The 25,420-nt window shown below is 54.8% G+C and carries 24 protein-coding genes and 1 other annotated feature; of the genes, 14 read left to right on the forward strand and 10 right to left on the reverse strand.

Annotated elements, in window-relative coordinates:
- Nucleotides 1–3: 3 nt before the first annotated feature.
- From acnA to topA, 6 genes are all read right to left on the reverse strand, one after another.
- Entirely contained in the window at nucleotides 4–2,679 is a 2,676-nt protein-coding gene (gene acnA / locus ACOTXF_RS00150; protein WP_023327633.1) for an aconitate hydratase AcnA, read from the reverse strand.
- Nucleotides 2,680–2,840: 161 nt separating this feature from the next.
- Nucleotides 2,841–2,939, reverse strand: a complete 99-nt coding sequence (ymiC, locus tag ACOTXF_RS00155) for a small membrane protein YmiC (protein ID WP_032623144.1) — start codon at nucleotides 2,937–2,939, stop codon at nucleotides 2,841–2,843.
- 137 nt (nucleotides 2,940–3,076) lie between these two features.
- The gene (locus tag ACOTXF_RS00160; RefSeq protein WP_021240301.1) at nucleotides 3,077–3,247 is read right to left on the reverse strand and encodes a hypothetical protein; all 171 of its coding nucleotides are present in this window, start codon (nucleotides 3,245–3,247) and stop codon (nucleotides 3,077–3,079) included.
- 2 nt (nucleotides 3,248–3,249) lie between these two features.
- Nucleotides 3,250–3,390, reverse strand: a complete 141-nt coding sequence (locus ACOTXF_RS00165) for a YmiA family putative membrane protein (protein ID WP_213374860.1) — start codon at nucleotides 3,388–3,390, stop codon at nucleotides 3,250–3,252.
- Between the two features lie 336 nt (nucleotides 3,391–3,726).
- Nucleotides 3,727–4,701: an HTH-type transcriptional regulator CysB gene (gene cysB / locus ACOTXF_RS00170; RefSeq protein ID WP_008502814.1), complete on the reverse strand. Its 975-nt coding sequence runs from the start codon at nucleotides 4,699–4,701 to the stop codon at nucleotides 3,727–3,729.
- Nucleotides 4,702–4,888: 187 nt separating this feature from the next.
- Entirely contained in the window at nucleotides 4,889–7,486 is a 2,598-nt protein-coding gene (topA, locus tag ACOTXF_RS00175) for a type I DNA topoisomerase (protein ID WP_023344331.1), read from the reverse strand.
- 399 nt (nucleotides 7,487–7,885) lie between these two features.
- Here topA and ACOTXF_RS00180 point away from each other — a divergent pair, with 399 nt between their 5' ends.
- A complete protein-coding gene (locus ACOTXF_RS00180; RefSeq protein WP_003856804.1) occupies nucleotides 7,886–8,137 on the forward strand; it encodes a YciN family protein in 252 nt (83 codons plus the stop codon).
- Between the two features lie 34 nt (nucleotides 8,138–8,171).
- Here the strand turns inward: ACOTXF_RS00180 and sohB are convergent, their stop codons facing one another.
- The gene (sohB, locus tag ACOTXF_RS00185) at nucleotides 8,172–9,218 is read right to left on the reverse strand and encodes a protease SohB (RefSeq protein WP_008502812.1); all 1,047 of its coding nucleotides are present in this window, start codon (nucleotides 9,216–9,218) and stop codon (nucleotides 8,172–8,174) included.
- Between the two features lie 252 nt (nucleotides 9,219–9,470).
- On the opposite strand from sohB, the gene ACOTXF_RS00190 reads away from it, so the two are divergent.
- Complete coding sequence (locus ACOTXF_RS00190; RefSeq protein WP_008502811.1) at nucleotides 9,471–10,232, forward strand: YciK family oxidoreductase; 762 nt, start codon at nucleotides 9,471–9,473, stop codon at nucleotides 10,230–10,232.
- Nucleotides 10,229–10,819 (forward strand): cob(I)yrinic acid a,c-diamide adenosyltransferase, encoded by a 591-nt coding sequence (cobO, locus tag ACOTXF_RS00195; RefSeq protein WP_045417944.1) that lies wholly within the window; start codon nucleotides 10,229–10,231, stop codon nucleotides 10,817–10,819. Before ACOTXF_RS00190 ends, cobO begins: the two co-directional genes overlap by 4 nt.
- Nucleotides 10,820–10,853: 34 nt before the next feature.
- Here cobO and rluB read toward each other — a convergent pair whose 3' ends face one another.
- A complete protein-coding gene (gene rluB / locus ACOTXF_RS00200) occupies nucleotides 10,854–11,729 on the reverse strand; it encodes a 23S rRNA pseudouridine(2605) synthase RluB (RefSeq protein WP_008502809.1) in 876 nt (291 codons plus the stop codon).
- Nucleotides 11,730–12,955: 1,226 nt separating this feature from the next.
- On the opposite strand from rluB, the gene ACOTXF_RS00205 reads away from it, so the two are divergent.
- Genes ACOTXF_RS00205 through ACOTXF_RS00215 form a run of 3 tightly spaced genes read left to right on the forward strand, consistent with a single transcriptional unit; the run spans nucleotide 12,956 to nucleotide 15,035 of the window.
- Nucleotides 12,956–14,356, forward strand: a complete 1,401-nt coding sequence (locus ACOTXF_RS00205; RefSeq protein WP_232926606.1) for a PAAR domain-containing protein — start codon at nucleotides 12,956–12,958, stop codon at nucleotides 14,354–14,356.
- On the forward strand, nucleotides 14,353–14,751 hold the full coding sequence (locus tag ACOTXF_RS00210; RefSeq protein WP_047747445.1) for a hypothetical protein: 399 nt from the start codon (nucleotides 14,353–14,355) through the stop codon (nucleotides 14,749–14,751). Before ACOTXF_RS00205 ends, ACOTXF_RS00210 begins: the two co-directional genes overlap by 4 nt.
- A complete protein-coding gene (locus ACOTXF_RS00215) occupies nucleotides 14,748–15,035 on the forward strand; it encodes a hypothetical protein (RefSeq protein WP_047747444.1) in 288 nt (95 codons plus the stop codon). The genes ACOTXF_RS00210 and ACOTXF_RS00215 overlap by 4 nt, the downstream gene beginning before the upstream one ends.
- Nucleotides 15,036–15,424: 389 nt before the next feature.
- Here the strand turns inward: ACOTXF_RS00215 and ACOTXF_RS00220 are convergent, their stop codons facing one another.
- Complete coding sequence (locus ACOTXF_RS00220) at nucleotides 15,425–16,045, reverse strand: L-threonylcarbamoyladenylate synthase (protein ID WP_045417956.1); 621 nt, start codon at nucleotides 16,043–16,045, stop codon at nucleotides 15,425–15,427.
- Nucleotides 16,042–16,923 carry an RNase RNM gene (gene rnm, locus ACOTXF_RS00225; RefSeq protein WP_025913082.1) on the reverse strand — a complete coding sequence of 294 codons (882 nt, stop codon included), beginning with the start codon at nucleotides 16,921–16,923 and terminating at the stop codon, nucleotides 16,042–16,044. The genes ACOTXF_RS00220 and rnm overlap by 4 nt, the downstream gene beginning before the upstream one ends.
- A gap of 139 nt (nucleotides 16,924–17,062) precedes the next feature.
- Here rnm and trpL point away from each other — a divergent pair, with 139 nt between their 5' ends.
- The 8 genes from trpL (at nucleotide 17,063) to yedF (ending at nucleotide 25,357) form a co-directional block, all read left to right on the forward strand.
- Nucleotides 17,063–17,107, forward strand: coding sequence for a trp operon leader peptide (trpL, locus tag ACOTXF_RS00230; RefSeq protein ID WP_106993556.1), 45 nt, complete (start codon nucleotides 17,063–17,065; stop codon nucleotides 17,105–17,107).
- Nucleotides 17,084–17,176 (forward strand) — a sequence feature (Trp leader region). Its footprint overlaps the gene before it by 24 nt.
- Nucleotides 17,177–17,201: 25 nt before the next feature.
- Complete coding sequence (locus ACOTXF_RS00235; protein WP_045417959.1) at nucleotides 17,202–18,764, forward strand: anthranilate synthase component 1; 1,563 nt, start codon at nucleotides 17,202–17,204, stop codon at nucleotides 18,762–18,764.
- Complete coding sequence (gene trpD, locus ACOTXF_RS00240) at nucleotides 18,764–20,359, forward strand: bifunctional anthranilate synthase glutamate amidotransferase component TrpG/anthranilate phosphoribosyltransferase TrpD (RefSeq protein WP_008502806.1); 1,596 nt, start codon at nucleotides 18,764–18,766, stop codon at nucleotides 20,357–20,359. The genes ACOTXF_RS00235 and trpD overlap by 1 nt, the downstream gene beginning before the upstream one ends.
- A gap of 3 nt (nucleotides 20,360–20,362) precedes the next feature.
- The gene (trpCF, locus tag ACOTXF_RS00245; RefSeq protein WP_008502805.1) at nucleotides 20,363–21,721 is read left to right on the forward strand and encodes a bifunctional indole-3-glycerol-phosphate synthase TrpC/phosphoribosylanthranilate isomerase TrpF; all 1,359 of its coding nucleotides are present in this window, start codon (nucleotides 20,363–20,365) and stop codon (nucleotides 21,719–21,721) included.
- 10 nt (nucleotides 21,722–21,731) lie between these two features.
- Nucleotides 21,732–22,925 carry a tryptophan synthase subunit beta gene (gene trpB / locus ACOTXF_RS00250; protein ID WP_008502804.1) on the forward strand — a complete coding sequence of 398 codons (1,194 nt, stop codon included), beginning with the start codon at nucleotides 21,732–21,734 and terminating at the stop codon, nucleotides 22,923–22,925.
- Entirely contained in the window at nucleotides 22,925–23,734 is an 810-nt protein-coding gene (gene trpA / locus ACOTXF_RS00255; RefSeq protein WP_047747443.1) for a tryptophan synthase subunit alpha, read from the forward strand. The genes trpB and trpA overlap by 1 nt, the downstream gene beginning before the upstream one ends.
- 181 nt (nucleotides 23,735–23,915) lie before the next feature.
- Nucleotides 23,916–25,127, forward strand: coding sequence for a selenium metabolism membrane protein YedE/FdhT (gene yedE, locus ACOTXF_RS00260; RefSeq protein WP_025913084.1), 1,212 nt, complete (start codon nucleotides 23,916–23,918; stop codon nucleotides 25,125–25,127).
- Nucleotides 25,124–25,357 (forward strand): sulfurtransferase-like selenium metabolism protein YedF, encoded by a 234-nt coding sequence (gene yedF / locus ACOTXF_RS00265; protein WP_003856774.1) that lies wholly within the window; start codon nucleotides 25,124–25,126, stop codon nucleotides 25,355–25,357. Before yedE ends, yedF begins: the two co-directional genes overlap by 4 nt.
- Nucleotides 25,358–25,420 lie beyond the last annotated feature (63 nt).

Here is a 25,420-nt window from a genome sequence, read left to right on the forward strand (position 1 = left end):
TCATCAATCCAGCATCTTACGAATCACGTAATGTAAAATGCCGTCGTTCTGGTAGTAGGTCAGCTCGGTTGCCGTGTCAATACGGCACCGACAATCCAGCACCTCGGTTTTCCCATCTGCCCGCGTTAACGTTACCGGCACCGTTTTACCCGGCTGCAGGTTTTGCAGGCCGCTAATATCAATCTGCTCTTCCCCGGTCAGACCCAGCGTTTTACGCGTCACGCCCTGCGGGAACTCAAGCGGCAGGATCCCCATGCCGATCAGATTCGAACGGTGAATACGTTCGAACGATTCGGCGATGACCACCCGAACGCCAAGCAGGCGCGGGCCTTTCGCCGCCCAGTCGCGGCTGGAGCCGGAACCGTACTCTTTCCCGGCAATCACCGCCAGCGGCGTCCCTTCCTGTTGGTATTTGACCGCCGCATCATAAATCGACACGACTTCCGTGCCCGGCAGATGGCGCGTCATGCCCCCTTCCACGCCCGGCACCATTTCGTTACGAATGCGGATGTTGGCAAAGGTCCCGCGCATCATGACTTCATGGTTACCGCGGCGCGAGCCGTAAGAGTTAAAATCGCGGCGTTCGACACCCCGGCTTTGCAGATAGCGGCCTGCCGGGCTATCGGCTTTGATGCTCCCCGCCGGAGAGATATGGTCCGTCGTGACAGAATCCCCCAGCATGGCCAGGATGCGCGCGCCGTGAATATCCTTAAGCGGCGCCGGCTCGGCCAGCATCTCATCAAAGAACGGCGACAGACGAATATAGGTCGAGTCATCCTGCCAGCCATAGGTATCCGAACCTGCAACATTGATGGCTTTCCATTCCGGCGTGCCTTCAAAGACTTCCGCGTACTCTTTGCGGAACATCTCGGTAGAGACCTTCTCAACGGCCAGCGCGATTTCACGTGAAGAAGGCCAGATATCTTTCAGATAGACAGGATCATTCTTACGATCGTGACCAATCGGATCGGTCACCAGGTTGATATTCATGTTCCCGGCCAGGGCATAAGCCACCACCAGCGGCGGCGAAGCAAGCCAGTTGGTTTTCACCAGCGGGTGAATGCGCCCTTCAAAGTTTCGGTTACCGGACAGTACGGCGCCGACCGTCAGGTCACCCTGCTTGATCGCCGTTTCGATAGGTTCAGGCAGAGGCCCGGAATTACCAATACAGGTCGTACAGCCGTAGCCCACGAGGTTAAAGCCCAGCTCGTCCAGGTACGGCGTCAGTTTGGCCTGAGCCAGGTAATCCGACACCACTTTGGAGCCCGGCGCCAGCGAGGCCTTAACCCACGGTTGAGGTTTTAGCCCAAGCTCTACCGCTTTCTTAGCCAGCAGACCGGCCGCCATTAATACGCTGGGGTTGGACGTGTTGGTGCAGGAGGTAATGGCGGCAATCACAACCGCGCCGTCCGGAAGCTGATACTGATGTCCGTTCAGAACATAGTCGACGGGACGATGGTCTTTCTGCGCCACGTTCACTTCCAGGGCATTGCTGTCGGCAAACGCTTTCGGCACGTCGGTCAGCGCAACCCTATCCTGCGGGCGTTTCGGCCCCGCGAGGCTCGCTTCGACGCTTCCCATATCGAGTTCAAGCGTGCTGGTGAAAACAGGCTCATCGCCCGGATTGCGCCACATGCCCTGCGCTTTGGTGTACGCTTCCACCAGCGCGACCTGCTCTTCGCTGCGGCCGCTGAGGCGCATGTACTCCAGCGTGACGTCGTCAATGGGGAAAAAGCCGCAGGTGGCACCGTATTCCGGCGCCATATTGGCAATGGTGGCGCGGTCGGCCAGCGGCAGTGAATCCAGTCCGTCACCGTAGAATTCGACAAACTTGCCTACCACACCATGCTTGCGCAGCATCTGGGTGACGGTCAGCACCAGGTCGGTGGCGGTAATGCCTTCAGACAGTTTTCCGGTGAGCTTGAAGCCCACCACATCCGGAATAAGCATGGATACCGGCTGGCCGAGCATGGCGGCTTCCGCTTCAATACCGCCGACGCCCCAGCCCAGCACGCCCAGACCGTTGATCATGGTGGTATGTGAATCCGTGCCCACCAGCGTGTCCGGATAAGCCACCCACTCTTTATCCTGCAATTCGCTCCAGACGGCTTTACCCAGATATTCAAGGTTTACCTGGTGACAAATGCCGGTGCCTGGCGGGACCACGCTAAATCGGCTGAACGCCTGCTGTCCCCACTTCAGGAAGACGTAGCGCTCGTGGTTACGCTCCATCTCGAGACGAACGTTTTCACCAAAGGCATCGTCATCACCGAAGTGGTCAACGGTCACGGAGTGGTCAATGACGAGGTCAACGGGGGAAAGCGGGTTAACCTTTGCCGTATCTCCGCCGAGACGCTTCACGGCTTCGCGCATCGCGGCTAAATCAACCACGGCCGGAACACCGGTAAAGTCCTGCATCAGCACCCTTGCCGGGCGGTAGGCGATTTCTCTGTCGGCATGGGCCTTCTCAAGCCACCCTGCCAGCGCCTGGATATCATCGAGCGTGACGGATTCACCGTCCTGCCAGCGCAAGAGATTTTCAAGTAAAACTTTCAAGGACTTGGGTAAACGCGAAATGTCCCCAAGCGTTCTGGCAGCCAGCGGCAGGCTGTAGTAATGCCAGGTTTTATTTTCTGCCTGTAATGTGTCCTTACTGGCTTCGCGTAGGGTTAACGACATAAGCTCCTCCTTAATCACAGAGATGTCCCGACAATCATCAGGGCTGTAATTAAAGATAACACAAAGATGTCGTAACGTTTTGATAACAACCCAAATTGATAAATTTCGGATTGGTCCACAAGGGGGAAACAAAAAACCCCGCCGTAGCGAGGTTTTACAATTTAGTGGAGCGCCAGCCAGATGAGCTGACTCCAGAACAGAATCGACACGGTAAAAACGCCGATCCACGACCAGTATTTGTGAGACGTCATGTTATTCATCATAGGGACACCAGGCATTATTTATAAAAATTCCGAGGTTGTTCCTCAGTGCTATATTGCTGATGTGTATTTATTAAAGAGTACAAAAGTGCAGAGTCGATATTCAGACTATTTGCATCATTACGCAATAAACTAAATTATTGTTTTTTGGGTTCGTCTTCTGCGAACACATCAATAAACGCTTGCTGCTGCGGCGTCAGTTTCCAGGACGCAGGTACAACAGTTGCAGGTGCTTTACGCCCTCTGTGGCCGTTGTCACGATGCTGACACATCTGTTTTACCGAAGCGGTACGTACCGTCACTGCCATATTTAACCCCAATATCTCCAGGCCAGGAGAGCAACAGCCACCCAAAACAAGGCGGAGACGAGAAAGACCGCCAGCCAGGCTTTACGCTTGAGCGCAGGATCCCTTTGCGGTTCTTCACTTCCTGAAGGCATTGCTAACCTCATACAATCGACATCGCTTATCATTTAGGACCAAACAATTGGTACAATTAATCATCTGTTGAGATAAATCCTAAAGAAACTTTAGCCGAAAAGCCAGTGAATTTACGCACCGGGAGGTATGAAATATTCAATCTTTTGACCAGAAATAAATTATTGAAAAGAAAAATTTGCGGAGGCGTAAATTAGTTTCTACTTTTGTCGCCAATTCACGACATTAAAACCTTACAAAGCAAATGGCTAATGACATTATATGGCAGGGAAAGCAGATGATGATAATTCTAATTTAGCTTTGAGGCGTTATTTCGGTATCTTTCCCTGGGGGAAAGATACCAGGTGTGATTATTTTTCGGGGAGTTTGATGTCTTTAAACATCTCTTCAATATCTTCATTTGAGCGTAATGCCACGGCGGTATCCACCACGTCACGCGTTAAATGAGGGGCAAAGCGCTGAATAAAATCATACATATAGCTGCGCAGGAAGGTGCTGCGGCGGAACCCAATTTTTGTGGTGCTATGGCTGAAAACGTCGTGCGCATCAAGACGCACCAGGTCAGGGTCTGACACCGGATCGACCGCCATGCTGGCGATGACGCCCACGCCCAATCCAAGCCGGACATAGGTCTTAATCACGTCGGCATCGGTCGCGGTAAAGACAATGCGCGGCGTTAACCCTGCCCGGTTAAATGCCGTATCAAGCTCGGACCGGCCGGTAAAGCCAAACGTATAGGTCACCAGAGGATACTGGGCCAGCTCTTCGATAGTGACCGACCCTTTACCCGCCAGGGGGTGATCGGGGGTCACCACAATAGAACGGTTCCAGTGGTAGCACGGGAGCATCACCAGATCGTCATACAGGTGAAGCGCTTCGGTGGCGATGGCAAAGTCTGCATTCCCCTTAGAGACGGCTTCAGCGATTTGCGTTGGCGAGCCCTGGTGCATATGCAACGAGACGCGAGGATAACGCTCGATAAAGCCTTTGATCACGCCGGGTAGCGCATAGCGCGCCTGAGTATGCGTCGTGGCAATATACAGCGAGCCTTTATCCGGCCAGGTATGCTCCCCCGCCACAGACTTAATCGCATCGACTTTAGAGAGGACTTCACGCGCAATGCGGATGATTTCCTGCCCTGCAGGCGTCACCTGAGTGAGATGCTTACCGCTGCGGGCGAAGATCTGAATGCCTAACTCATCCTCCAGCATACGAACTTGTTTGCTGATGCCCGGTTGCGAGGTATACAACCCCTCGGCGGTAGAAGAGACGTTAAGGTTATGATTCACCACCTCAACGATATAACGAAGCTGCTGTAATTTCATGCCAGACCATCCGATTTAGCGCATGCGGTCAATCGCTTAAGACGATTTAATAATAAGAAAAAGGTTAACTATAACCACTATATCATTTATAGCCTGACTGTATAGTACGGAACAAAAAATAATAACAAGGTAATAAAAAAGGGCCGGAAATCCGGCCCTTTTACAGGTAAGTTACGGTTAGGGAAGATTATTTCTTGCCTTCAACCCATTTTCCATCGACAAAGAAGGCTGACCATCCGGTCGCTTTACCCTCTTTCTCTGCCGCAACATACTGCTGCTTTGTTTTACGGCTAAAACGCACCACGGTTTTGTTGCCTTCCGGATCCTGCTGCGGCGCATCGGCCAGATAACGCAGTTTCTCCGGCAGACGATCGCGGAAGCGATATAGCTCTTCCACCAGCGGCGCGCGGGTTTCGCGCGATTTCGGGAAGGTGTTGGCGGCCAGGAAGACACCTGCCGCGCCGTCACGCAGCACGAAGTACGCGTCGGATTTCTCACACGGCAGCTCCGGCAGCGGAACCGGATCTTCCTTCGGCGGGGCCACTTCACCGTTACGCAGAATTTTGCGCGTGTTTTTACATTCGTCGTTGGTACAGGCCATGTACTTACCGAAACGCCCCATTTTCAGGTGCATTTCAGAACCACACTTCTCGCACTCCACAATCGGGCCGTCATAGCCTTTAATGCGGAACTCGCCCTCTTCGATCTCATACCCGTCACACGTTGGGTTATTACCACACACGTGCAGCTTGCGTTTTGGATCGATCAGGTAGCTGTCCATTGCCGTGCCGCATTTTTTGCAGCGGCGTTTGGCACGCAGAGCGTTAGTTTCCGCATCGTCACCTTCCAGCACGTTGAGAACTTCGTTCTCAGGCACCAGGTTGATGGTGGTTTTACAGCGCTCTTTTGGCGACAGCGCGTAGCCGGAGCAGCCCAGGAACACGCCCGTGGTGGCAGTACGGATCCCCATCTTGCGGCCACAGGTTGGGCAGTCGATGCTGGTCAGTACCATCTGGTTAGGCAGCATGCCGCCCTCTTCAGGGTCTTTCTCCGCTTTTTCAAGCTGGTCGGTGAAATCGCTGAAGAAGCTGTCGAGGACCTTTTTCCATTCCGCCTGGTGGCTGGCAACCTGGTCGAGACTGTCTTCCATTTGCGCGGTGAAATCGTAGTTCATCAGCTCGCGGAAGTTGGCCTCCAGACGGTCGGTGACGATCTCACCCATTTTTTCCGCATAGAAACGACGGTTTTCAACGCGGACGTAGCCACGATCCTGAATCGTCGAGATAATTGACGCGTAGGTCGACGGACGGCCAATACCGCGTTTTTCCAGCTCTTTTACCAGGGAGGCTTCACTGAAGCGTGCCGGTGGCTTGGTGAAGTGCTGAGCCGGAATCAGCTCAACCAGAGACAGTTCATCACCTTTGTTCACCGCAGGCAGCGTTCGGTCTTCATCACCTTTACGCAGCGCAGGCATCACTTTTGTCCAGCCGTCGAAACGCAGAATACGACCGCGCGCCTTGAGACGGAAATCACCCGCGCCAACGGTCAGCGTGGTGGAGTCGTACTGGGCTGGGGTCATCTGGCACGCCACGAACTGACGCCAGATCAGCTGATACAGCTTCTGCGCGTCGGATTCCATATCTTTCAGCGATTCAGCCAGCACAGAGACGTCAGAAGGACGAATCGCTTCGTGCGCTTCCTGAGAATTCTCTTTGCTGGCGAACTGGTTAGCGCTTTCCGGCAGGTATTTCTTACCGAAGTTGTCGCTGATGTAGCCACGCACCATGTTGACCGCGTCCTGACTCAGGTTGGTTGAGTCGGTACGCATGTAGGTGATGTAACCCGCTTCATACAAGCGCTGGGCCATCATCATGGTCTTCTTCACGCCGTAACCCAGACGGGTGCTCGCCGCCTGTTGCAGGGTGGAGGTGATAAAGGGCGCACCAGGCTTGCTGCTGGTCGGTTTGTCTTCACGTTCCAGCACCTGATAGCGTGCCTTTTCCAGCAGCGCCACGGCGGCCATGGTCTGGTCGCGGTTTTCCGGACGGAAAGGCTTATCGTTCTGGTGGCTTACCTGCAGCGGCAGAGCGTCACCGCCCGGCGTGGTCACATTGGCATCGACTTCCCAGAACTCTTCCGGCACGAAGGCTTTAATTTCGCGCTCGCGCTCAACGACCAGACGCACGGCGACGGATTGCACACGACCTGCGGACAGGCCACGGGCAATCTTTTTCCACAGCAGTGGAGAAACCATGTAGCCCACAACGCGGTCCATAAAGCGACGCGCCTGCTGGGCGTTAACACGGTCGATGTTTAGCTCGCCCGGCTTCTCAAACGCCTGACGAATCGCATTCTTCGTAATTTCGTTAAACACTACGCGGCTGTAGCGTTTGTCATCACCCCCGATCACTTCCCGCAGGTGCCACGCAATGGCTTCCCCTTCGCGGTCAAGGTCGGTTGCGAGATAGATGTGGTCTGCTTTTTCAGCCAGCTGCTTCAGCTCGTTAACGACTTTTTCTTTCCCTGGAAGCACTTCATATTGTGCATCCCAGTTATGCCATGGGTTAACACCCATGCGGTTGACAAGCGCGCTACGTTCATCCTTTTTAGGCTTTTTAGCCCCTTTGGTGGAGGTAGAGTCTGCGCTCTTTTTGCTGGCTGAGCCACTGGTCGGCAAATCGCGGATATGACCAACGCTGGACTTAACCACGTAGTCATTACCCAGATACTTATTGATCGTTTTGGCTTTTGCCGGGGACTCAACGATGACGAGAGCTTTACCCATATTCACCTTTACCTAATTTAATTCTTCCAGGAATACGCCGCACGTTGATTTCCCTTCCGCTGACGACGAGCCAATGATATTGCGACTGCGTCAGGAGATATCAACCCCTTTGTCTTACCGGGCGTTAAAGAAAAGACGCCCAGGTGATTGAGTTCTCGGGTATTTTTCTCACATCTCGTGTAATTCGTGACGAATTCCCGGTTGAATGTCAAGCAATTCTGTTGCCAGAATGACGAAAGCGCACACTCTACCTGATAAAATTCGTTACGCAACTTTATTAGCATGCAAAAGCAAATCCTGCCAGCCAGGCCCCTGCACCTTATCCCCTCACATTACAGGGAAAATTTGCCCCCTAAGCGCCCTCGGCGTAGACTATTGTCACTGTTTAAGGAGTGGATTATGCAGAATACGACCCAACCTATTGACCGAGCCTCTCTGCTTATCGAAGCAAACAAGCTTATTCGTGACCATGAAGATACGCTGGCAGGCATTGAAGCCACCGGCGTTGAGCAGCGTAATGGCGTGCTGGTTTTCAGCGGCGAATACTTCCTTGATGAACAGGGCTTACCGACCCCGAAAAGCACCGCCGTGTTTAACATGTTTAAATACCTGGCACATACGCTTTCCGAGAAATATCACCTGGTCGATTAACGCAAAACGCGAGGCATAAGCCTCGCGTTTTTGTTTACAGCAGCGGTTTTTGTCCACGCTGTAGCCAGCGGAGCAGCAGGCGGTCCGCGCTTTCTGCCGCACTGTTGGTAAAGCGGTCAAGGAGTCGCTTGCGCTGAGCAAAGCGGACGCCCACCAGTTCCCGGCCTTCCATCAGGTTGAGCAGCAGATCGTCGCTAGTTCCGACTTCATCCACCAGCCCTTTCTCCTGCGCCTGAACGCCGTACCAGTGCTCACCCGTTGCGACCTGCTCAATGTCCAGCGTCGGGCGCATACGGTGCACAAAGTCTTTAAAGAGATGATGCGTTTCGTTGAGATCCTCACGGAATTTTTGGCGCCCTTCTTCCGTGTTTTCCCCCAGCAGCGTCAGGGTGCGTTTGTACTGACCCGCAGTGTGAAGCTCGATATCAATCTCTTTATTTTTCAGGAAGCGGTTAAAGTTCGGGATCTGTGCGACCACGCCGATCGAGCCGATAATCGAGAACGGTGCGGCCACAATTTTGTCCGCCACGCAGGCCATCATGTAGCCACCACTCGCCGCCACTTTATCTACGGCCACGGTCAGCGGGATCTGTTTTTCACGCAGGCGCTGCAGCTGAGAGGCCGCCAGGCCGTAGCCGTGCACCACGCCCCCCGGGCTTTCAAGACGAACAACGACCTGGTCCTGCGGCGTCGCCACGGCCAGCACGGCAGTGACCTCTTCGCGCAAAGACGCGACTTCATGCGCATCCATGCTGCCTTTAAAATCGAGCACGTAAACCCGTGGCGTGACCTTATCCTGTGGCGTATTGAGCTTCGCCTTTGCCTTTGCCGCTTTGGCTTCCTGCTTATGCTTTTTCTTCTGCGCTTTGAGCCACAGCTTCTGTTGATGGCTGTCAAGCAGGGCCAGAGACATCTCTTCCTGCATCTCTTTATACTGCTCGCTCAGGCGGGTGATGCGTAACTCCCCACGCTGACGCTTGCGCTGCGTCAGGTTGACAATCAGAACGGCAACCACCGCAATGGCAATCACCACCGTCGCGATTTTCGCCAAAAACAACCCATATTGAGAAAGTAATTCCACGCGTTCCACCTTGATTTAACCACGAATCTTTCACGGCAGTGTACAACACCCCCTGCCCATGCGTCTCGCTCGTGACACTACCTCTGCGAGGCGCCTTCAGGAATCCCCGGTCTGGCGTTTAAATATTTGCAAATTGTTAATTTTACAGCAATGCGTCCTGTAGACTGATTGAATTATCAGGCGAATTCGGGCATAAAGCCGAAAAGTCACAAAAGAAGGCGTGTTTAAGTCACCGTGCGCCGAGGAGTCACCTTGCATTATCAACCGCAAAAAAATCTGCTGCAGAACCGCATCATTCTTGTCACTGGGGCCAGCGACGGGATTGGCCGTGAAGCGGCGCTGACCTACGCTGAGTATGGCGCGAGCGTCATCCTGACCGGCCGCAACGAAGAAAAACTTAAAGGGGTGGCGCAGGAGATTGAAGCCGCAGGTGGGATTCCTGCTCGCTGGTACACGCTCGATCTGCTCACGTGCACGCCCGCGTCATGTCAGGAGCTTGCTCACCGCATCAGCACCCATTACCCGCGCCTGGACGGCGTACTGCATAATGCCGGCTTGCTTGGCGAAGTTCGCCCGATGGATGAACAGGATCCCGAGATCTGGCAGGAGGTCATGCAGGTCAACGTCAACGGGACGTTTTTCCTGACCCAGGCACTCCTTCCTTTATTACTCAAATCGGATTCGGGTTCACTGGTGTTCACCTCCTCCAGCGTAGGCCGTGAGGGGCGCGCAAACTGGGGTGCCTATGCCGTATCAAAATTCGCAACCGAAGGCATGATGCAGGTGCTGGCAGAGGAGTACCAAAGCCGCCATCTGCGCGTAAACTGCATTAACCCGGGCGGTACGCGCACAAAAATGCGCGCCAGCGCCTTCCCGACGGAAGATCCGCAGAAGCTGAAAACGCCGGCAGACATTATGCCGCTCTATCTCTGGCTGATGGGCGACGACAGCCGCCGCAAAACCGGGATGACCTTTGACGCCCAGCCGGGCCGTAAACCAGGAATCTCGCAATGAGTGAAGAACGTCATCAGCAGCGCCAGCAGCGGCTGAAGGAACAGGTCGATGCACGCGTCGCGGCCGCTCAGGACGAGCGCGGGATCGTCATCGTCTTTACCGGCAACGGTAAAGGGAAAACCACGGCCGCATTCGGCACGGCGACACGCGCCGTCGGCCACGGGCAGAAGGTCGGCGTTATCCAGTTTATTAAAGGTGAGTGGCCTAACGGCGAGCGTAATCTGCTTGAGCCTCACGGCGTTGAGTTCCAGGTGATGGCGACCGGCTTTACGTGGGACACCCAGAACCGCGAAACCGATACCGCAGCCTGTCTGGCCGTCTGGGAGCACGCTAAAAGAATGCTGGCCGATCCTTCACTCAATATGGTTCTGCTGGATGAGATCACCTATATGGTCGCCTACGACTATTTGCCGCTGGACACCGTGCTTAATGCCCTGAAAAACCGTCCCGCCCATCAGACGGTCATCATCACGGGGCGCGGGTGTCATCGGGATATTCTGGAGCTGGCAGATACCGTCAGCGAGCTGCGTCCGGTTAAACATGCGTTTGATGCGGGCATCAAAGCGCAGATGGGGATTGATTACTAAAAAAAAAGCCCGGTGTCTTCACCGGGCTTTTACATTAACCGTTGTTATTACGGCTGCCAGAGCGGCGGTTGCTGCTCACCTGGCTGTGACGCTTCACCGCACGGCGAATCTGGTTCGCCTTCATGCGGCGACGATCTTTCTCCACCGCCACTTTAGAAGTAGTTTCCGGCGTCAGGCCGACCAGCTCGCGCAGATAGTTGGTCTGGGTCAGATCCAGTTCGGTATACCCCCCACGCGGCAGGCCTTTTGGCAGCAGGATGTCGCCGTAACGGACACGGATCAGGCGGCTAACCTGCACGCCTACCGCTTCCCAGAGACGACGCACCTCGCGGTTGCGGCCTTCGGTCAGGGTCACGTTATACCACTGGTTGATGCCTTCCCCACCGGTAAATTTGATGGTTTTGAACGCCGCAGGACCGTCTTCCAGCTGAACGCCACGCGACAGGTCGCGCAGTTTATTCTCGTCAACCTGGCCGAACACACGCACGGCGTATTCACGTTCCACTTCACGGCTTGGGTGCATCAGACGGTTTGCCAGTTCACCATCGGTAGTAAACAGCAGCAGACCGCAGGTATTCACGTCCAGACGACCAACGGCAATCCAGCGAGCGCCACGCAGTTTAGGCAGACGGTCAAACACCGTCGGGCGACCTTCCGGGTCATTGCGGGTACACAGCTCGCCTTCCGGCTTGTAGTAAGCCAGCACGCGGCAGATTTGTTCAGCAGACTCTTTCACGGAGATAAGATGACCGTCGATACGGATCTTCAGCCCCGGTACGATTTCTACGCGGTCACCCAGCGTGGCGATTTTACCGTCCACACTCACGCGGCCCGCTTCAATAATGGCTTCGATTTCACGGCGTGAACCGTGGCCGGCACGCGCCAGCACTTTCTGTAACTTCTCGCTCATTGAGCTTCCTCAGGTGTCGCCTTCACAGGCGTCTGGTGTACTTTCTAAAACAACGAGTTAACGCTAAAATTAGACTAACTCGCTGATCTGTAACTATTTCATGGTACACAGCATGGCAAACAACGTGTCACACAAGCTGTCACACACAATGATTCGTGGGCGCACATACTACACTAACTTTAGACTAAATGATTCAACAAGTTTTGTGCGCTTAAGTCTCGGTACTGATAGACAAAAGCAAACAGAAATGATCATGAATCAGATCCGTCCTTTCATTCCCCTTGTACAGAATGGAACGATGAGCCTCGAAGAGTTCAAACGTAAAATTTAGAGCTACCGAGCCGCCACTAAGCAAGACTTTGACAATTATCTTCTACATGCACTCGAAAGGGATGTTGCCGAAGTCGAGCGTCTGTTGGAGTTAGGACCGTTGCACAGAAACATAAATCCTGCTTCTCCATTATCTGCTTCTTATACCATTGAAGCCGCAAAAGGCTATTCGGAAGCTCACTTCCAACGCATGGTAAACGCATGGTAAATGGTAGCGTTTAGACAGCAAACGAAGTGCTTGCAAGTCTTCACATGAAGAAACTTGAACTTTCCAAGGATGATTTGCCCCTTGCGAATCAAGTAGGTGCTGCACTTGATATGAGCTGAATCGCCAAATGCAAGCGTCTGTTTTACCTGCTAGATTGCAGAAGCCGCTAAAGCTATCGGGATTCATGGCACTGTATCGGCGCACAACTTCCGCAAAGCTGGCGGGAATGCCATCTACAAGCGTTCTGCAAACAACATCGCTTTAGCTATGACCGTGCTCAATCACAGCAACATCACCGATACCAGGCGCTATCTGGATGTAAACAAGCAAGCCGTTAGCCGTGTGATCAATGAGATGGATTTATAAGGAGATGCGTATGAAACATCTGGTGCTCACGCTGGTGTTAGTGCCAGTCCTCGCCCGTGCTGGACGCATAACCTTAATTCTTAGTGACGAGCAGGAGACAGACAACGCAAAGGTCTGCATCTATAGCAACGCAAATTATACAGAGACAGTGCCGTTCAGACCGTCCGAACAGTGCAAATACACCAGGACATTCGTGGAGCACTAAGCCCCTTTACTGGTTGTTACGAAACGTAGTTTCACTTAGGTCAAATACTTGTTGTTCATATGGTTATTGCTTGTAAAATGACCTCCGTGATTATTTCCATACCAGGTAGAGGGCGCTATGGCGACAGGTATTGTTTTATGTCAGGGGGACAGAACTTCATGCGGAGGAAGGATAGTTGTAGGCTCCGCACTGGGTATTGCCTTCGGTAAACCGATAGCGAAAGAAGGTGATCCTGTAACCTGTGGCAAAGATGGCAACACATACAAGATTATCGGCGGGATCTCAATTTTTACGGATGGTGCAGATGACAGACGTGTAGCAGGGTCGCTCGATAGCTATAGTTCATGCCCTTGTAAGGCAAAAATACGTCCTTCCAATGCTTACCCCATGTATGAAAAAGAAGAACCAAAGGCATTTAGAAATGTAGGCTTAGCGGCAGTGGCTCCACTATCCGCCTCACTCACTTCAAACGCATACTCAGAACCAGAACAACACGCCCAGACAGCGAAAAAGAAAACAGGCATCGACGCAGGTTTTGCCGTTCTCCCCTGTGGCGGGACTACAGAAGCGTGGCAACGTCTGCTATTTACAGAAAACCCGCCAGCAGGAGCAAAGGAGCTATTCTCTACGCTGAACGGCCCGCATGAAAGATACAAAGCGGGTTCGATTATGCTTCTGGTTGATCCAGAAAAACAGGACGACGAGCAAATCGCCCACATTAAAGCCGCGAAAGCGCGAGTCGATGCGGCGTTAGAACCGCTGACAATTCAGGAAGCTAACTTCCTGCATAAACATAAAGACACCATTGATCTTTTTACCTCTCAAGCCAGTACGACAACAGGGATCGCCTCAGAAGCTGCGGGAAAATACTTTGAGAAGATCGAGAGTGTTCTGACCAAGATTCAGCAAGCATACAAAAATCAGTATATCACCAGCGGATCACTGATCAGTGAACAATTTTATGTTCAGAGACGGCAACTGTTCGGTGAACTCGATAGCATTCTAACGGATTTCACGCGTCACAAACTGGCATTGCAGGACTACCCAGACATTAAACGGGCGTTGGGACTTTCAACCAGTTCGATTACACATCGCTGGAATCAGACCGGAGTTGCAGATATTGAGGGCTACGCCACTTTCATCGAGAAAGCTGCAAAGTATGTGAAAATGATGAAAACAGCGGGCTATGTCGGAATCGCTCTTGATGGCGTGAATAGGCTGGGTAAAATTTACGAAGCCTGCACAGTCGGGTCTGACTGCGAGAAAACGGCGTATACCGAGGTTGGAAGTTTTGGTATGAGCATCGGAGGCGGTGTATTCGCAGGTTCACTCGCATTAGGGGGAGCCTCTGCAACCGTTTGTTCTTTTGTCTTGGGCGCATTAACTATTGAAGCAGCTGGTGCGGGAATGTTGGCTTGCGGTGTAATCTTCACTGGCGCGGCTGGATATGCCGGGGGAGAGATGGGAGGAAAACTCGGCGAAACATTAGGTGAAAAAGTTTATGAGGTAACAAAATGACCGTTACCGCATCTGATGCTCTGCTTTTCATCATTTCAGGAGCAATGATGATCGCTTTAGTTTCGATGGTTATCATCTCCATTCTGAACAAAAAGCGATTCCTTGAGGTCTGCCGTTTGTATGAAGCCAAGTTTGGAACTTTGCCCCTTGCCGCCGCAGTATTGAAAGATGCTGACGTCATTGGATTTACAGCAGGGTACACAACCAAAATGGACTTCATCATTCATCCGTTGATCTATGGAAAAAAATCCATCCATAGCAAGAACGATGATGTTGCATTCATCAGAGACTTACCAGCAAAAATCAGATACTGGTTTATTGCGGAATTTGTTTGCTCAGTGATTGGTTTGGTTGCATTGCTTCTCGGTGGTCTGTGGCTTTGGGTCAACAAATGACCAATTTACCATCAGGTCTAATCATCTGCGGATTTGGAGGGTTAAGCCTTGTCTGCGGTATCGCCGTCGCGTTGCTCTCATTTATCAACAAAAAGCGCTTCTCCGCGATCTGTATGCTGTATAAAGAAAAGTTTGGTTCTCTCCCGGCAGGGGCTATTATTTTCGACAAAGCGGGCTCGATAGGATTTAACTCAGGTTACGCCACAAAGATCAATTTTATCGTAAATCCGTTAATCTTTGGTTCAAAAATTGGTTTATCGTCGAGTACGCTTTCTCTGTTTTAGGATTGCTATCAATCATTATCGCCGGGTCTGTTCTGTACTTCCGATAAACACCCAAAGCCAAGCCAGCAATCATGCTGGCTTACAATGAGCACATAGCGATCCCTCACTTCCACCAGCTTCTCCCGAATCAAAGAAGTCCGTTGGTGATACCTGCTTATTGGCGCAGACGTTGAAGCCTGCCAGAGAATAGAAAACGGTGTGCATGAAGGATGGGAGTCAACGTGCTGCTAAAGCTGCCACACAAAGCGATGATCGCCATTCGCCCACTTAGAATAATACATTGATTAATAATGATTTTTATTATACTTGAGCGCCTTCACAGGCGTCGAATCAGGTCAAAACAGGGCTGAGCCCTGCTTTGATGGCCGCATAATATATCTGCTTATACTTTACAAGAAAGGCTTTACGTCACCCACGCCTTCTCGAATCACTTCCGGTGCATCTTCGGTTAAGTCGACCACGGTGGTCGGCTGCTGGCCGAGATAACCGCCATGAATAATCAGCTCGACCACCTTCTCCAGACGATCTTTGATCTCTTCCGGATCGGACTCGGTAAACTCGCTGCCGGGCAGCATCAGCGAGGTAGACAGCATCGGTTCACCGAGGGTTTCCAGCAGCGCCTGCGCAATCGGGTTCGACGGCACGCGCATGCCGATAGTCTTGCGTTTTTCCTGCAGCAGGCGGCGCGGCACCTCTTTCGTTCCTTTCAGGATGAAGGTGTAGTTGCCCGGCGTGTTGTTCTTAATCAGGCGAAACGCCACGTTATCCACATAAGCATAGGTGGACAGCTCAGAGAGATCGCGGCACATCAGGGTAAAGTTATGGCCGTCCGGCAACTGGCGAATGCGGCAAATGCGTTCCATCGCCCCTTTATCTTCAATTTTGCAGCCCAGCGCGTAGCCGGAATCGGTCGGGTAGACAATCACGCCGCCTTTGCGGACGATCTCCACGGCCTGGATAATCAGGCGTGGCTGCGGGTTATCCGGATGGATATAGAAAAACTGACTCATACTTCCCTCTCTTCAATTTGCTGCGGCTGTTCCCAGAGCTGCCAGACCGGCTCAACGCCAGCGGGCAGCCAGAGCTTGCGCCCCAGTTCGATCCAGGCGCAGGGCTGATGGAAATCAGAACCCTGTGAGCCAAGCAGGCCGTACTGTCGGGCATAGGTCGCGAGCTGCGCGCGCTCGTTGGGTGCCTGCTGACACTGGGCGACTTCCATCGCCTCACCACCGTTTTCGGCAAAGTGCGCCAGCAGCCTTTTCAGCCATTTAGCAGAAAGATTATACCGCCCCGGATGGGCCAGCACGGCCTTACCGCCAGAATGATGAATCACATCAATAGCTTGTTTTATTGTACACCACTGTGGCGGAACGTATCCGGTTTTCCCGCGCGCCAGATACTTTTTAAAGACATCCGCCATCGTCGTGGCTTTCCCCGCCTCTACCAGAAAACGGGCGAAATGACCGCGCGTAACCGCCCCGCCGTTCGCCAGCTTTTGCGCACCTTCCAGCGCGCCAGGAATATGTGCCTTTTCCAGACGCTCGCCGATCATCTCTGCGCGCTGGTTGCGGCGCGTTTTTTGTTCTTGCAAAAACTCAATAAGTGCCGGATGGTCTATATCGATGTTCAGGCCAACGATATGAATCTCATGGTTTTCCCAGACGGTCGAAATCTCGACGCCGGACACCAGATTGAGTGCCAGCTCGCAGCGGGCAATCTCGGCGCGCGCAGCCGGAATGGCATCCGTCGTATCGTGATCGGTTATCGCCAGCGTGCCGATGCGCATTTCAACGGCACGATGAACCAGGGCTTCGGGTGTCAGCAGGCCATCAGAGGCCTGAGTATGGCTGTGTAAATCATAAATAATCGCGTAGGTGGTATCGCTCAAAGCACTTCCCATAACAGGTTGAAGACATCCGAAACCGCCATGATACCGACTTAACGTGAAATTCTGAAATCAAGGGTTGACAACACGCCATCGAACTAGTTAACTAGTACGCAGGTTCACACGAGAAAGGTATCTGAAAATGACAGCACATTTCACTCTGCACGGCTGGTGGCGTACTTCCTGATCTTCGGGCAGTGTCACGCGTCTGCGAAATGCTAACAGATACCCGCCCGCTACTCAGCGGGCTTTTTTTGAACAGAATAAATGAGAACACCAACATGCAAACAGCCAAACCCCATCTCGAATTGCTGACCTGCGAGGCGGCCTATCGCCACAACCCGACCGCGCTGTTTCATCAGGTGTGCGGGGCTCGCCCGGCAACGCTGCTGCTGGAATCTGCGGACATCGACAGCAAGGACGATCTGAAAAGCCTTCTGCTGGTCGACAGCGCGTTGCGCATTACCGCCTTAGGTGACACTGTCACTATTAAGGCTTTGTCAGAGAATGGTGCATCGCTGCTGCCGCTGCTGGATGCCGCCCTGCCTTCAGGCATCGAAAACGAGCGTCATCCGGAAATGCGCATTCTGCATTTCCCGCCGGTTAGCCAACTGTTAGATGAAGACGCGCGCCTCTGTTCCCTGTCCGTCTTTGATGCCTTCCGCCTGCTGCAAAACCTGGTCACCGTTCCGCACGATGAGCGTGAAGCGATGTTCTTTGGCGGGCTGTTTGCTTACGACCTGGTCGCGGGATTTGAAGATTTGCCGGAAACCGAGCAGGGCAATCGCTGCCCGGACTACTGTTTCTATCTGGCCGAAACCCTGCTGGTGATCGACCATCAGAAACAGTACACCCGTATCCAGGCCAGCCTGTTCACGCCTTCTGGCGCTGAGAAAACCCGTCTGGAGCACCGCATTGCCCAACTGCAGCAGCAAATGACGGAAGCGCCGCCTGCGCTACCGGTGCAGCGCGTCGAGAAGATGACCTGCGATGTGAACCAGACCGACGATCAATACGGTGCCGTGGTTCGCCAGATGCAAAAGGCGATTCGCGCCGGGGAGATTTTCCAGGTCGTGCCTTCCCGCCGCTTCTCTCTGCCCTGCCCGTCGCCGCTGGCCGCTTACGACGTGCTGAAAAAGAGTAACCCAAGCCCGTACATGTTCTTTATGCAGGACAACGACTTCACGCTGTTCGGCGCCTCGCCGGAAAGCTCGCTGAAATATGACGCCACCAGCCGTCAGATTGAAATTTACCCGATCGCCGGAACCCGTCCGCGCGGACGTCGCGCCGACGGCTCGCTGGATCGCGATCTCGACAGCCGCATCGAGCTGGAAATGCGCACCGACCACAAAGAACTCTCCGAGCACCTGATGCTGGTTGACCTGGCGCGTAACGATCTGGCCCGTATTTGCACCCCGGGCAGCCGCTACGTGGCGGACCTGACTAAAGTCGACCGCTATTCGTTCGTGATGCACCTGGTCTCCCGCGTGGTGGGCGAGCTGCGCCACGACCTCGACGTGCTGCACGCCTACCGCGCCTGCATGAACATGGGCACCCTGAGCGGTGCGCCGAAAGTGCGCGCCATGCAGCTGATTGCCGCCGCCGAAGGACGCCGTCGCGGCAGCTACGGCGGCGCGGTGGGCTATTTTACGGCCCACGGTGACCTTGATACCTGCATCGTGATCCGCTCCGCCTACGTCGAAGACGGTATTGCCACCGTTCAGGCCGGCGCCGGGATTGTTCTTGACTCTGTTCCGCAGTCTGAAGCTGACGAAACCCGCAGTAAAGCACGCGCGGTATTGCGCGCCATCGCTACCGCACACCACGCACAGGAGATTTTCTGATGGCTGACATTCTGCTGCTCGATAACATCGACTCCTTTACCTATAACCTGGCAGATCAGCTGCGTGCGAATGGCCATAACGTCGTTATCTACCGCAACCACGTTCCGGCGCAGACCCTGATTGACCGTCTGGCGACCATGCAAAACCCGGTGCTGATGCTCTCCCCGGGGCCGGGCGCGCCGAGCGAAGCGGGCTGTATGCCCGAACTGCTGACCCGCATGCGCGGCAAGCTGCCGATTATCGGTATCTGCCTTGGTCACCAGGCAATCGTGGAAGCCTACGGCGGTTACGTCGGCCAGGCGGGCGAGATCCTGCACGGTAAAGCCTCCAGCATTGAACATGACGGCCAGGCAATGTTTGCCGGGCTGCCGAATCCGCTTCCGGTCGCGCGCTACCACTCGCTGGTCGGCAGCAACATTCCCGCCGGGCTGACGATCAACGCCTCGTTTGAAGGGATGGTGATGGCGGTACGTCACGACGCGGATCGCGTATGCGGGATGCAGTTCCATCCGGAATCCATCCTGACCTCCCACGGCGCCCGCCTGCTGGAACAAACCCTGGACTGGGCGTTACAGAAGCTGGAGCAGACCAACACCCTGCAGCCGATTCTGGAAAAACTGTACCAGGCACAAACCCTGAGCCAGCAGGAGAGCCACCAGCTCTTCTCCGCCGTGGTTCGCGGCGAGCTGAAGCCGGAACAGCTCGCAGCCGCGCTGGTGAGCATGAAGGTCCGCGGTGAAAGCCCGCAGGAGATCGCCGGTGCCGCCACGGCCCTGCTGGAAAATGCCGCCCCGTTCCCGCGCCCGGACTATCCGTTTGCCGATATTGTCGGCACCGGGGGAGATGGCAGCAACAGTATCAATATTTCAACCGCCAGCGCCTTTGTGGCCGCAGCGTGTGGCCTGAAGGTGGCGAAGCACGGTAACCGCAGCGTGTCCAGCCGGTCGGGCTCGTCTGATTTGCTCGCGGCTTTCGGCATTAATCTCGATATGAACGCCGAACGTTCCCGTGAAGCGCTGGATGACCTGGGCGTCTGCTTCCTGTTTGCGCCGAAGTATCACACCGGTTTCCGCCACGCAATGCCGGTTCGTCAGCAGCTGAAAACCCGCACGCTGTTTAACGTGCTCGGCCCGCTGATCAACCCGGCCCATCCGCCGCTGGCGCTGATCGGTGTCTACAGTCCGGAACTGGTCCTGCCGATTGCCGAGACCTTGCGCGTGCTGGGTTACCAGCGTGCCGCCGTGGTGCACAGCGGCGGAATGGACGAAGTGTCACTGCATGCGCCGACGCTGGTAGCCGAACTGCGCGACGGTGAAATCCTGAGCTACCAGCTGGAAGCCGCTGACTTTGGTTTAACTCCGTATCACCAGGAAGCGCTGGCAGGCGGTACCCCGGAAGAAAACCGTGACATTCTGACGCGCTTATTACAAGGTAAGGGAGAGGTCGCCCATGAGGCCGCCGTTGCCGCCAACGTCGCCATGCTGATGCGTTTGCACGGTGAGGAAGACCTGAAGGCCAACGTTCAAAAAGTTCTGGATGTACTGCGCTCCGGTGCAGCTTACGATCGCGTTACCGCACTTGCGGCAAGAGGGTAAAGAATGCAGACCGTTTTAGCGAAAATCGTTGCCGATAAGGCCATCTGGGTGGAAGCCCGCAAGCAACAGCAGCCGCTTGCCAGTTTCCAGAACGACGTCGTCCCGAGCAGCCGTCGTTTCTATGACGCCCTGCAGGGTGCGCGCACCGCGTTTATTCTTGAGTGCAAAAAGGCGTCTCCCTCAAAAGGCGTTATCCGTGACGATTTCGACCCGGCGCGCATTGCCGGTATTTATAAGCATCATGCCTCAGCCATCTCCGTGCTGACGGATGAGAAATATTTTCAGGGCAGCTTCGATTTTCTGCCGATCGTCAGCGGCATCGCGCCGCAGCCGATCCTCTGTAAAGACTTCATTATCGATCCGTATCAGATTTGGCTGGCGCGCTTTTACCAGGCCGACGCCTGCCTGCTGATGCTCTCGGTGCTTGACGACGAGCAGTACCGCCAGCTCTCTGCCGTCGCGCACAGCCTGAAAATGGGCGTGCTGACCGAAGTGAGCAACGAAGAGGAGCTGGAGCGCGCGATTGCGCTGGAAGCCAAAGTGGTCGGCATTAACAACCGCGATCTACGTGACCTGTCCATTGACCTGAACCGCACGCGCCAGCTGGCGCCGCGGCTGGGCTCTGGCGTCACGGTCATCAGCGAATCCGGCATTAACAGCTACGCCCAGGTGCGCGAGCTGAGCCACTTCGCCAACGGTTTCCTGATTGGCTCCGCCATGATGGAACATGACGATCTCAATGCGGCAGTACGTCGCGTGCTGCTGGGTGAGAACAAAGTCTGCGGTTTAACCCGCGAACAGGACGCCCAGGCCGCGTACGAAGCCGGAGCGATTTATGGCGGGCTGATTTTTGTGGATTCCTCTCCTCGCGCGGTCAGCGAAGAGCAGGCGCGTAAGGTCATCGCCGCGGCACCACTCAGCTATGTTGGCGTGTTCCGCAATGCGGATATCGCCGAGGTGGTTGAAAAAGCCGACGCGTTATCCCTGAGCGCAGTGCAGCTTCACGGCGATGAAGATCAGGCCTATATCGATGCCCTGCGCGCCACGCTGGCACCGCAGGTACAGATCTGGAAAGCGCAACGCGTTGACGATACGTTGCCCCCGCGTAACCTGAACCACGTGGATAAATACGTTCTCGATAACGGTCAGGGCGGAACCGGCCAGCGTTTTGACTGGTCCCTGCTGAACGGCGAAAAGCTGGACAACGTTCTGCTGGCGGGCGGATTAAGCCCGGACAACTGTGTAGAAGCCGCGAAAACCGGCTGCGCAGGCCTCGATTTCAATTCAGGCGTAGAGTCCCAGCCGGGTAGTAAAGATGCCAGCAAACTGGCCTCGGTTTTTAAAACTCTGCGTGCATATTAAGGAAGAGAAGATGACGACATTACTTAACCCGTATTTTGGTGAGTTCGGCGGGATGTACGTCCCGCAAATCCTGATGCCCGCGCTGCGCCAGCTGGAAGAAGCGTTTGTGAGCGCGCAGAAGGATCCGGCATTTCAGGCGGAATTTACCGACCTGCTGAAAAACTATGCAGGCCGCCCAACGGCCCTGACCAAATGCCGCAATCTGACGGAAGGCACGAAAACTACGCTGTATCTTAAGCGTGAAGACCTGCTGCACGGCGGCGCGCACAAGACTAACCAGGTGCTGGGCCAGGCGCTGCTTGCGAAGCGTATGGGCAAAACCGAAATCATCGCCGAAACCGGCGCAGGCCAGCACGGCGTGGCCTCGGCGCTCGCCAGCGCCCTGCTCGGCCTGAAATGCCGCATCTATATGGGGGCGAAAGACGTTGAGCGTCAGTCTCCGAACGTCTTCCGTATGCGTCTGATGGGTGCAGAAGTGATCCCGGTGCACAGCGGCTCCGCGACGCTGAAGGATGCCTGTAACGAAGCGCTGCGCGACTGGTCTGGCAGCTACGAAACCGCGCACTATATGCTCGGTACAGCGGCGGGCCCGCACCCGTTCCCGACCATCGTGCGTGAGTTCCAGCGCATGATCGGGGAAGAGACCAAAGCGCAGATCCTCGAAAAAGAGGGTCGCCTGCCGGATGCAGTCATCGCCTGCGTCGGCGGCGGGTCAAACGCCATCGGCATGTTCGCAGACTTTATCGACGATACCCGCGTGGGTCTGATTGGCGTCGAGCCTGCGGGTCACGGCATTGAATCGGGTGAACACGGCGCGCCGCTGAAGCATGGCCGCGTGGGGATCTACTTCGGCATGAAATCCCCGATGATGCAGACCGATGAAGGCCAGATTGAAGAGTCTTACTCTATCTCCGCTGGCCTCGACTTCCCGTCCGTCGGACCGCAGCACGCCTATCTGAACAGCACCGGTCGTGCGGATTATGTCTCCATTACCGATGACGAAGCGCTGGAAGCGTTCAAAACGCTGTGCCGCAGCGAAGGGATCATCCCGGCGCTGGAATCTTCACACGCTCTGGCCCATGCGCTGAAAATGATGAAAGACAATCCGGAAAAAGAACAGCTGCTGGTGGTCAACCTTTCCGGACGCGGTGACAAAGATATCTTCACCGTTCACGATATTCTGAAAGCACGAGGGGAAATCTGATGGAACGCTACGATAACGTATTTGCAGAACTGAAATCCCGCCAGGAAGGCGCGTTCGTTCCCTTCGTCACCCTGGGCGATCCGGGCCCTGAACAGTCGCTGAAGATCATCGACACCCTGATTGAATCCGGTGCCGATGCGCTGGAGCTGGGGATCCCGTTCTCTGACCCGCTGGCGGATGGCCCGACTATCCAGAATGCGACGCTGCGCGCGTTTGCTTCGGGCGTGACGCCAACCCAGTGCTTCGAAATGCTGGCAGCGATCCGTCAGAAGCATCCCACTATCCCGATTGGCCTGCTGATGTACGCCAACCTCGTGTTCAACCGCGGTATCGATGAATTTTACGCCGAGTGCGCCCGCGTGGGCGTCGACTCTGTTCTGGTCGCCGACGTGCCGGTCGAGGAGTCCGCGCCGTTCCGCCAGGCGGCGATGCGTCACAACGTCGCCCCGATTTTCATCTGCCCGCCGAACGCCGATAACACACTGCTGCGCCAGATAGCCTCTTACGGGCGCGGTTACACCTACCTGCTCTCCCGCGCAGGCGTGACCGGTGCCGAGAATAAAGCGGCCCTGCCGCTGCATCATCTGGTGGAAAAGCTGGCCGAGTACCATGCGGCGCCGCCGCTACAGGGCTTCGGGATCTCTTCTCCGGATCAGGTCACCGCGGCGATTGACGCGAAGGCTGCAGGTGCCATTTCCGGCTCTGCGATTGTGAAGATCATTGAGAAGAACGTGGACAAGCCCGAGCAGATGCTGGCCGAGCTGAAGGCGTTTGTGACCGCCATGAAGGCGGCGACGCGTAAAGCCTGACCCCTCCACCGTCTGGCACCCTTGCCAGACGGTTACCCTTTCTTCCCCGCCTTCAACAAAGGATTACGTCAAAATTGATCCTATCGATATTTTCGGTGTGAATGGCTTTTCAAACTGTCGTGTGAGCGTATGATCTGGACTCTTTTTTATCTTTAATCCTTCTGAGTTCAGAGGCTTATTCATGTCATGGCAATCCTTCAAACAGGCTTACCTGGTTAAGTTCTGGTCACCCGTTCCGGCCGTTATCGCGGCAGGCATTCTCTCTACTTATTATTTTGGCATTACCGGCACCTTCTGGGCCGTGACCGGCGAGTTCACCCGCTGGGGTGGTCAATTGCTGCAACTCGCTGGCGTGCATGCCGAAGAGTGGGGTTACTTTAAACTCATTCATCTGGACGGCACCCCGCTTACCCGCATCGACGGGATGATGATTATCGGCATGTTCGGCGGCTGTTTCGCGGCCGCGCTGTGGGCAAATAACGTTAAGTTGCGTATGCCCAAAAGCCGGATCCGCATTTTGCAGGCGGTTGTCGGCGGGATAATTGCCGGATTCGGCGCGCGTCTGGCGATGGGGTGTAACCTTGCCGCCTTCTTTACCGGGATCCCGCAGTTTTCGCTTCACGCCTGGTTCTTTGCCGTCGCCACGGCCATCGGCTCTTACTTTGGAGCAAAATTCACCCTGCTGCCGCTGTTTCGTATTCCAGTGAAAATGACAAAAGTCAGCGCAGCATCTCCGTTAACCCAGAAGCCCTCTCAGGCCCGCCGACGTTTCCGCCTCGGAATGCTGGTCTTTTTCGCCATGGTGGCATGGGCGCTCTGCACCGCCCTGAACCAGCCTAAGCTCGGTCTGGCGATGCTGTTCGGTGTGGGTTTTGGTCTGCTCATTGAACGCGCGCAGATCTGCTTTACCTCCGCGTTTCGCGATATGTGGATCACCGGGCGCACGATGATGGCGAAGGCGATTATCGCCGGGATGGCGGTCAGCGCCATCGGCATCTTCAGCTATGTCCAACTGGGCGTCGAACCGAAAATCATGTGGGCCGGTCCTAACGCGGTCATTGGCGGTCTGCTGTTCGGCTTCGGGATCGTGCTGGCTGGCGGGTGTGAAACCGGCTGGATGTATCGCGCCGTGGAAGGCCAGGTGCACTACTGGTGGGTGGGTCTGGGCAATGTGATTGGCTCGACGATCCTGGCGTACTGCTGGGATGACGTGTCACCCGTCCTGGCTACCCGGTGGGATAAGGTTAATCTGCTGAACACCTTCGGGCCTCTCGGCGGCCTGCTCGTCACCTACGCCCTGTTGTTGGTCGCTTTTTTACTGGTCGTCGCACAGGAGAGACGTTTCTTCCGCCGTGCGGGCGTTAAAACAGAAACGCAGGAGAATGCAGCATGAAGGAGATCGTGCCTGATTATCGTCTGGATATGGTTGGCGAGCCCTGTCCATATCCGGCGGTGGCTACGCTTGAAGCGCTGCCGCAGCTTAAGAAAGGTGAAATTCTGGAGGTGGTCAGCGACTGCCCGCAGTCCATCAACAACATACCGCTGGATGCGAAAAACCACGGTTATACGGTGCTGGATATCCAGCAGGATGGCCCAACCATTCGCTATCTGATTCAAAAATGATCGCTAAGGGCCTCGTCAGGGGCCTTTATCGCATTGAATTATAAGATATCTTGATCCACGGCA

Origin of the sequence: Enterobacter cloacae complex sp. IR53041 (assembly GCF_049238285.1) — a bacterium.
Classification (GTDB): Bacteria; Pseudomonadota; Gammaproteobacteria; order Enterobacterales; family Enterobacteriaceae; genus Enterobacter; species Enterobacter roggenkampii.

Coding starts and splice junctions, on each gene's coding strand:
- acnA (WP_023327633.1), bottom strand. CDS start 2,679: ATGTCGTTAACCCTACGCGAAGCCAGTAAGGACACATTACAGGCAGAA.
- ymiC (WP_032623144.1), bottom strand. CDS start 2,939: ATGAATAACATGACGTCTCACAAATACTGGTCGTGGATCGGCGTTTTT.
- ACOTXF_RS00160 (WP_021240301.1), bottom strand. CDS start 3,247: ATGGCAGTGACGGTACGTACCGCTTCGGTAAAACAGATGTGTCAGCAT.
- ACOTXF_RS00165 (WP_213374860.1), bottom strand. CDS start 3,390: ATGAGGTTAGCAATGCCTTCAGGAAGTGAAGAACCGCAAAGGGATCCT.
- cysB (WP_008502814.1), bottom strand. CDS start 4,701: ATGAAATTACAGCAGCTTCGTTATATCGTTGAGGTGGTGAATCATAAC.
- topA (WP_023344331.1), bottom strand. CDS start 7,486: ATGGGTAAAGCTCTCGTCATCGTTGAGTCCCCGGCAAAAGCCAAAACG.
- ACOTXF_RS00180 (WP_003856804.1), top strand. CDS start 7,886: ATGCAGAATACGACCCAACCTATTGACCGAGCCTCTCTGCTTATCGAA.
- cobO (WP_045417944.1), top strand. CDS start 10,229: ATGAGTGAAGAACGTCATCAGCAGCGCCAGCAGCGGCTGAAGGAACAG.
- rluB (WP_008502809.1), bottom strand. CDS start 11,729: ATGAGCGAGAAGTTACAGAAAGTGCTGGCGCGTGCCGGCCACGGTTCA.
- ACOTXF_RS00205 (WP_232926606.1), top strand. CDS start 12,956: ATGGCGACAGGTATTGTTTTATGTCAGGGGGACAGAACTTCATGCGGA.
- ACOTXF_RS00210 (WP_047747445.1), top strand. CDS start 14,353: ATGACCGTTACCGCATCTGATGCTCTGCTTTTCATCATTTCAGGAGCA.
- ACOTXF_RS00215 (WP_047747444.1), top strand. CDS start 14,748: ATGACCAATTTACCATCAGGTCTAATCATCTGCGGATTTGGAGGGTTA.
- ACOTXF_RS00220 (WP_045417956.1), bottom strand. CDS start 16,045: ATGAGTCAGTTTTTCTATATCCATCCGGATAACCCGCAGCCACGCCTG.
- ACOTXF_RS00235 (WP_045417959.1), top strand. CDS start 17,202: ATGCAAACAGCCAAACCCCATCTCGAATTGCTGACCTGCGAGGCGGCC.
- trpD (WP_008502806.1), top strand. CDS start 18,764: ATGGCTGACATTCTGCTGCTCGATAACATCGACTCCTTTACCTATAAC.
- trpCF (WP_008502805.1), top strand. CDS start 20,363: ATGCAGACCGTTTTAGCGAAAATCGTTGCCGATAAGGCCATCTGGGTG.
- trpB (WP_008502804.1), top strand. CDS start 21,732: ATGACGACATTACTTAACCCGTATTTTGGTGAGTTCGGCGGGATGTAC.
- trpA (WP_047747443.1), top strand. CDS start 22,925: ATGGAACGCTACGATAACGTATTTGCAGAACTGAAATCCCGCCAGGAA.
- yedE (WP_025913084.1), top strand. CDS start 23,916: ATGTCATGGCAATCCTTCAAACAGGCTTACCTGGTTAAGTTCTGGTCA.
- yedF (WP_003856774.1), top strand. CDS start 25,124: ATGAAGGAGATCGTGCCTGATTATCGTCTGGATATGGTTGGCGAGCCC.